Raw genomic sequence first — 5,857 nt, forward strand, 5'->3', positions numbered from 1 at the left:
GCGACGACCTCGGCGAGGTTGCGCTGATCCCGGCGAGCGGCGGCGCCTTCTCGATCACCGTCGGCCCCGACACGGTCTGGGAGCGGACCCGCGGACGGACCGGGATCCTGCTCTACCTGTCGCTGGCCGAGCATCATGCCGAAATCGTCGCCGACCAGGGCATCCTGGATCGCGTCGGCTCGGAGCACTGGACCGCGACGCTCGCCGACCTCACCACCGCCTTGCGCGAGGGCGAGGCGGAAGCCGGGCTTCTGCGCGCGGTCGAACGCATGGGAGCGGAGCTTGCGCGTCACGTGCCGGCCGGCCGCGGCGACCCGGACGAGCTGCCGAACCACGTCATCGTCGTGGAATAGGACCGCAGCGGTCCGGACGATGGCGGCAAACGCTCCCCGCACCGCGACGGAGGCGATCGCCCGGCCGGGATACCGGAAGCGGATATCCGCTCACCCCCTCACCGTGAGAGTTGTGGGGATGAGAATCGAGGGGTCGGGCCGGTCCTAGCCGCCGGTGACGCTCATGTGGCGCGGCACCGCGGCCGGGCGCTGGCGCTCGATGACGAAGTCGTGCCCCTTCGGCTTGCGCGAGATCGCCTCGACCACGGCCGCCGTCACGAGCGCGTCGTCCGGCGAGGCGCGCAGCGCCGCGCGGAGGTCGGCGGCGTCCTCCTGGCCGAGGCACATGTAGAGCTTGCCGGTGCAGGTCAGGCGCACACGGTTGCAGCTCTCGCAGAAATTGTGGGTCAGCGGCGTGATGAAGCCGAGCCGCCCGCCGGTCTCCTCGACGCGGACGTAGCGGGCGGGGCCGCCGGTGCGGTCGGGCAGCGGCGTCATCGTGTAGCGGTGCTCGAGACGCGCGCGGGCGACCGAGAGCGGCAGGAACTGGTCGGTGCGGTCGCCGTCTACCTCGCCCAGCGGCATCACCTCGATCAGCGTCATGTCCATGCCGAGGCCGTGGGCCCAGGCGATCATGTCGGCGATCTCGTCCTCGTTGACGCCCTTCAGCGCCACCGCGTTGATCTTCACCTTGATGCCGGCGGCCCGCGCCGCCGCGATGCCGTCGAGCACGACGGAGAGGTCGCCGCGCCGGGTGATCGCCCGGAACTTCTCCGGGTCGAGGGTATCGAGCGAGACGTTGACCCGGCGGATGCCGAGCTCGGCGAGCTCGGCCGCGAAGCGCCCGAGCTGGGTGCCGTTGGTGGTGAGCGTCAGCTCGTCCAGAGCACCGGTGCCGAGATGGCGGGACAGGCGGCGGAACAGGTGCATGATGTCGCGACGCACCAGCGGCTCGCCGCCGGTGATCCGCAGCTTGCGCACGCCGCGATCGATGAACACCCCGCAGAGCCGGTCGAGCTCTTCCAGCGTGAGCAGGTCGCGCTTGGGCAGGAAGTTCATCTCCTCCGACATGCAGTAGACGCAGCGCAGGTCGCAGCGGTCGGTCACGGAGATGCGCAGGTAGGTGATCGCCCGCTGGAACGGGTCGATCAGCGGCGCCGGCTGAACGTGGCTTTGATGGCCCATGCGGGACTCTGAAGGCGGCGATGCAGTTTCCGCGCGGCGATCGGATGACGAACCTAGCATGGATGCGCATATGATGGGACGCAGGCCCGTGGGCAAGCGCGTGCAGGGACGCAGACGCGCCGCCGGCCTCAGAAGTTGCAAGGGAGTTCGACCGTGACCGAGGAACGCTGGCCGACCGAGATCCGGCTTTCGGGAGACAAGCGCGTGCTCAACATCGCCTTCGACGATGGTGGGCGCTACGCGCTGCCGGCGGAGTATCTGCGGGTGTCGAGCCCGTCGGCCGAGGTGCAGGGCCACTCGCCGGCCGAGCGCAAGGTGATCGGCGGCAAGCGCGCGGTCGCGATCCTCGAGATCCAGCCGGTCGGCAACTACGCGGTCAAGCTCGGCTTCGACGACATGCACGACACCGGCATCTTCGGCTGGGGCTACCTGCACGAGCTCGGCCGCGAGTACGACGCCCGCTGGTCGACCTACCTCAGCGAGCTGGCCGAGCGCGGCCTGGACCGGGAGACCGCGAAGGTCGCCCCGATCAAGGGGGGCTCCCCCAAGGACGCCGGCGCGAAGGGCGGATGCGGCGGCGGCGGGTGCGGCTGCCATTGAAACCCGCCAGCGAAACGAGAAAGGCCGGCGTCTCCGCCGGCCTTTCTCGTTCTGCAACCGTCCCGTTCCGGACCGGCAATCGGCCGATCAGCGCTGGACGATGACCTTCGTGCCGACCTTGGCGCGGGTGTAGAGGTCGATCACGTCCTCGTTGGCCATGCGGATGCAGCCCGAGGACACGGCGGTGCCGATGGTCTCCGGCTCGTTCGAGCCGTGGATGCGGTAGATCGAGCCGCCGAGATACATCGCGCGGGCGCCGAGCGGGTTCTCGATGCCGCCCTTCATGAAGCGCGGCAGGTCGGGGCGGCGGCGCAGCATGGTCGCCGGCGGGCGCCAATCCGGCCATTCCTTCTTCATCGTGATGTTCTGCACGCCGCCCCAGGTGAAGCCGGGACGGCCGACGCCGACGCCGTAGCGCAGGGCCTCGCCGTTGCCGAGGATGTAGTACAGGCGGCGCTCGGCGGTGGAGACGACGATGGTGCCAGCCGAGTACGGGCCGTTATAGGCCACGGTCTCGCGCGGAACCGCCGACATCTGCGGGACGGCGGAGGCCATTGGGTCGGCTGCGTTGAGCGAAGCGTTGGCCGTCGGGACCGCCACGGCCTGGACCGCCTGCGGGCGCACGCGCACCGACAGCGCGTTGTCCAGCGGCTGACGGGTCAACGGGTCGATCTCGTAGGCGAGTGCAGGCACCGCCCAGGCGGCAGCCGCACAGACGAGCCCGATCAGGGCGAAGTTACGACGCATCAAGGCCTCTCAAAAGGCAGGCGAAAGTTGTGGAGAACGCGGTGGACGACGCTTCGGCACGATGCCGTGCCAAGTCTCGCCAAGGGGTAAACGAGCGCGGCCCAAAGCCAAGCCTGAAACCGCGCCGCACCATGGTTCGCGTCGCGCCGTGACACGGTGGCAACACTGTGGCAGCTTTGCCGTATCGAAGCGAGAACGTGGCCGGGTCGCGCGCTGTGGATAACGAACGCTGAAACATCTTTTGCCGGCAGCTGCCGAATACGGCGACGGTGCGGCGGGATCGAGATGAGGACCTGCCGCGACGTGACGCGAACCGATCGTCATCCGGTCGAGCGCTGTCCTGGCCGCGACATCGCGCGGGCTTTGTAGTCTATTCGGCGCCATGCCCCGATACGGATGCCTGCCGCACCGGATAGGAGATCTTCGCCCGTATCCTGAGACCACGGGCCACCTTCCGAAGCGCGTTCCTCAAGATCGGGGACGCGCTTTTTCCTTTTCGGGAGGTCGATGCTTGGCTCAGCGCGGCTCGACCAGCACCGGCAGGCCGCCCTTCGGCTGCAGGCTGATTGCGCCGAACGGCACCACCGGCGCGTCGGAGGCGAGGCGGAAGCGGAAGCGGCGCCCGAGCACAGCGATCACGACCAGCATCTGCGTCAGCGCGAAGGATGCCCCGACGCAGACCCGCGGGCCGGTCGCGAACGGCAGGTAGGCGAGCCGCGGGCGGCCGACGCCGTTGCCTTCCGTGAAGCGCTCGGGATCGAACAGGTCGGGATCGCGCCAGAGCTTTCGGTGCCGGTGCACGATCCACGGCATCACGGCGATGATCGCACCGCGCCGGACCCGGTGGCCGCCGACGACGTCTCGCGCCGCGGCCTGCCGCAGGATGGCGGGGATCGGCGGATACAGCCGCATCACCTCGTCGAGCACGCGGCGGGTATAGGGCAGCTTGTCCAGGGCGTCGGGGGTCGCGACGCCGTCGGGCATCGCCGCGTCGAGCTCGGCATGGAAGCGGGCCTCGACGGCGGGATGCAGGGCGAGGAGGTACCAGATCCAGGTCAGCGCTCGCACGGAGGCCGCGCCGCCGGCGATCAGGCTCGCGGCCTCGTCGCGCACCTCCGCATCCGGCAGGCCTTCGCCGGTCTGCCGGTCGCGCCCGTGGGCGAGGCGCCACAGCAGGTCGTGCGGGCCGGCGTAGTCCGGCCCTCGCCGTGCGGCGATCATCGCGTGCAGGTCGGCGTCGAGCAGCGGCAGGGCCGGGTCGCGGCGGTGGTGGACGAGGCGGTCCGCGAGCCAAGGCGGCTTCGGGATCAGGTCGATCAGCCGCGGCTTGTGCGGCACCTTCGAGAGCCAGCGCAGGATCGGCAACCCGGCGGGATCGCCGCCGGTGACCACTTGGTTCCACAGCAGCGTCGAGAGGCTTCCGACCGAGCGCTCGATATCGACCGGCGCGGTCGAGCCCTCGGCCGCGACCGCGTCGGCGATGCGGCCGGCCAGATCCAGCATCGCCGGGATGTCGGGACGGATCGAGCGCGGATCGATCGTCGGCGTCGCGACGCGGCGGTGCCGCCGCCAGACCTCGCCCTCGCTCGCCAGGGTGCCGGTGCGCAGATCGGTCTCGAACAGGCGGCGGATCGAGGTCACGCGGGGATAGTTGTCGAACCGGTCGGTCAGCACGTGACGGATCGCGTCAGGATCGCTGACGAAGAGGACCTGCTGGCTCCAGTAGTTGCGCGGGACGATCAGGCGCTCGAACAGCTCGGCGTCGCAGGCCGCGAGCGAGTTGGTCGCGGCGGTCCTCAGGAAGGTCCAGGTCGGCAGCCGCCGGGCCGGACGCGGCGGCATGCCGGGAATCGGCGGATCGCCGGCCGCCGAAGCCGCCCGTTCCGCCACGTCGTCCGATACGCCGACCGTCATGGAACCCCAACCCGGTTTCCGGGCCGGATGCTGCCGGACCGCCTCGCCTCGCCACGAGACGGCCCTCCCATGCCGATCCGACAGTCGCGGCACAAGGCCTGATGCCGCGAGGCGCCCGCCGGTCCGGGTGTTCCGGTGTCAGGCGGCGTCGAGGCCGAGATCGATGATCGCGGCGCTGTGGGTGATCCAGCCGCAGGAGATCAGGTCGACCCCCGACGCAGCCACCGCGCCGATGGTCGCCGCGGTGATCCGGCCCGAGGCTTCCGAAAGCGCACGCCCGTCGATCATCGCCACCGCCCGGGTGAGCTGCTCCGGGTTCATGTTGTCGAGGAGCACCGCGTCGGCGCCGACCGAAAGCGCCTCCTGAAGCTGGTCGAGCGTGTCGACCTCGACCTCGATCTTGACGAGGTGCCCCGCCCGGGCGCGCGCCCGCTCGATCGCCGGGACGATGCCGCCGGCCACCGCCACGTGGTTGTCCTTGATCAACACCGCGTCGTCGAGGCCGAAGCGGTGATTCGAGCCGCCGCCGGCGCGCACCGCGTGCTTCTCCAGCGCGCGTAGGCCCGGCGTGGTCTTGCGGGTACAGACGATCGAGGCCTTGCCGTGCGGCCGCGCCGCCTCGACGAGCCCTGCCGTGGCGGTCGCGACGCCCGACATACGGCAGAGCAGGTTCAGCGCGACGCGCTCGGCGGTGAGGATCGCGCGGGCCGGCCCTGACAGCCGGATCACCACGTCGCCGGGCGCGACGCGGGCGCCGTCGCCGCGCTCGACCACGGCCCGCACCGCCGGATCGATCAGGGCGAAGGCGATCACCGCGGCGTCGACGCCGGAGATCACGCCGTCCTGGCGGGCGGCGATGACGCCGTCCAGGCGTGCGTCGGGCGGCACGATCGCATCGGTGGTGATGTCGCCGGCGCGGCCGAGATCCTCGAGCAGCGCGGCGCGGACGATCGGCTCCACGAGGAGCCGCGGCAGGGGCAGGATATCGCTCATCGGGCCAACGCCTCGTCGGTGCGCGCGGGTTCGGCTGGGGCCGCGCCGGGGCTGCGCAGCGTCGCTTCAGTGTGCCGGGCCGGCGC

At 70.9% G+C, this 5,857-nt stretch carries 5 protein-coding genes and 1 pseudogene; 2 read left to right on the plus strand and 4 right to left on the minus strand.

From position 1 onward, the window contains the following. Positions 1–353 (plus strand): annotated as a pseudogene (locus tag FV223_RS30580) (hypothetical protein); the annotation flags it as partial. Positions 354–497: 144 nt separating this feature from the next. Here FV223_RS30580 and moaA read toward each other — a convergent pair. Beyond that, complete coding sequence (gene moaA / locus FV223_RS18190) at positions 498–1,517, minus strand: GTP 3',8-cyclase MoaA (RefSeq protein WP_147728340.1); 1,020 nt, start codon at positions 1,515–1,517, stop codon at positions 498–500. Positions 1,518–1,670: 153 nt separating this feature from the next. Between moaA and FV223_RS18195 the strand changes: the two genes are divergently transcribed. Next, a complete protein-coding gene (locus tag FV223_RS18195) occupies positions 1,671–2,117 on the plus strand; it encodes a DUF971 domain-containing protein (protein WP_147728341.1) in 447 nt (148 codons plus the stop codon). Positions 2,118–2,204: 87 nt separating this feature from the next. On the opposite strand, the gene FV223_RS18200 is transcribed toward FV223_RS18195, so the two are convergent. From FV223_RS18200 to nadC, 3 genes are all read right to left on the minus strand, one after another. Then, complete coding sequence (locus FV223_RS18200; RefSeq protein WP_147728342.1) at positions 2,205–2,864, minus strand: L,D-transpeptidase; 660 nt, start codon at positions 2,862–2,864, stop codon at positions 2,205–2,207. 516 nt (positions 2,865–3,380) lie between these two features. Further along, the gene (locus FV223_RS18205; RefSeq protein WP_147728343.1) at positions 3,381–4,778 is read right to left on the minus strand and encodes a cytochrome P450; all 1,398 of its coding nucleotides are present in this window, start codon (positions 4,776–4,778) and stop codon (positions 3,381–3,383) included. 138 nt (positions 4,779–4,916) lie between these two features. Further along, positions 4,917–5,771 carry a carboxylating nicotinate-nucleotide diphosphorylase gene (gene nadC / locus FV223_RS18210; RefSeq protein ID WP_147728344.1) on the minus strand — a complete coding sequence of 285 codons (855 nt, stop codon included), beginning with the start codon at positions 5,769–5,771 and terminating at the stop codon, positions 4,917–4,919. Between the last annotated feature and the right edge of the window lie 86 nt (positions 5,772–5,857).

The organism is Methylobacterium sp. WL116, assembly GCF_008039455.1.
Classification (GTDB): domain Bacteria; phylum Pseudomonadota; class Alphaproteobacteria; order Rhizobiales; family Beijerinckiaceae; genus Methylobacterium.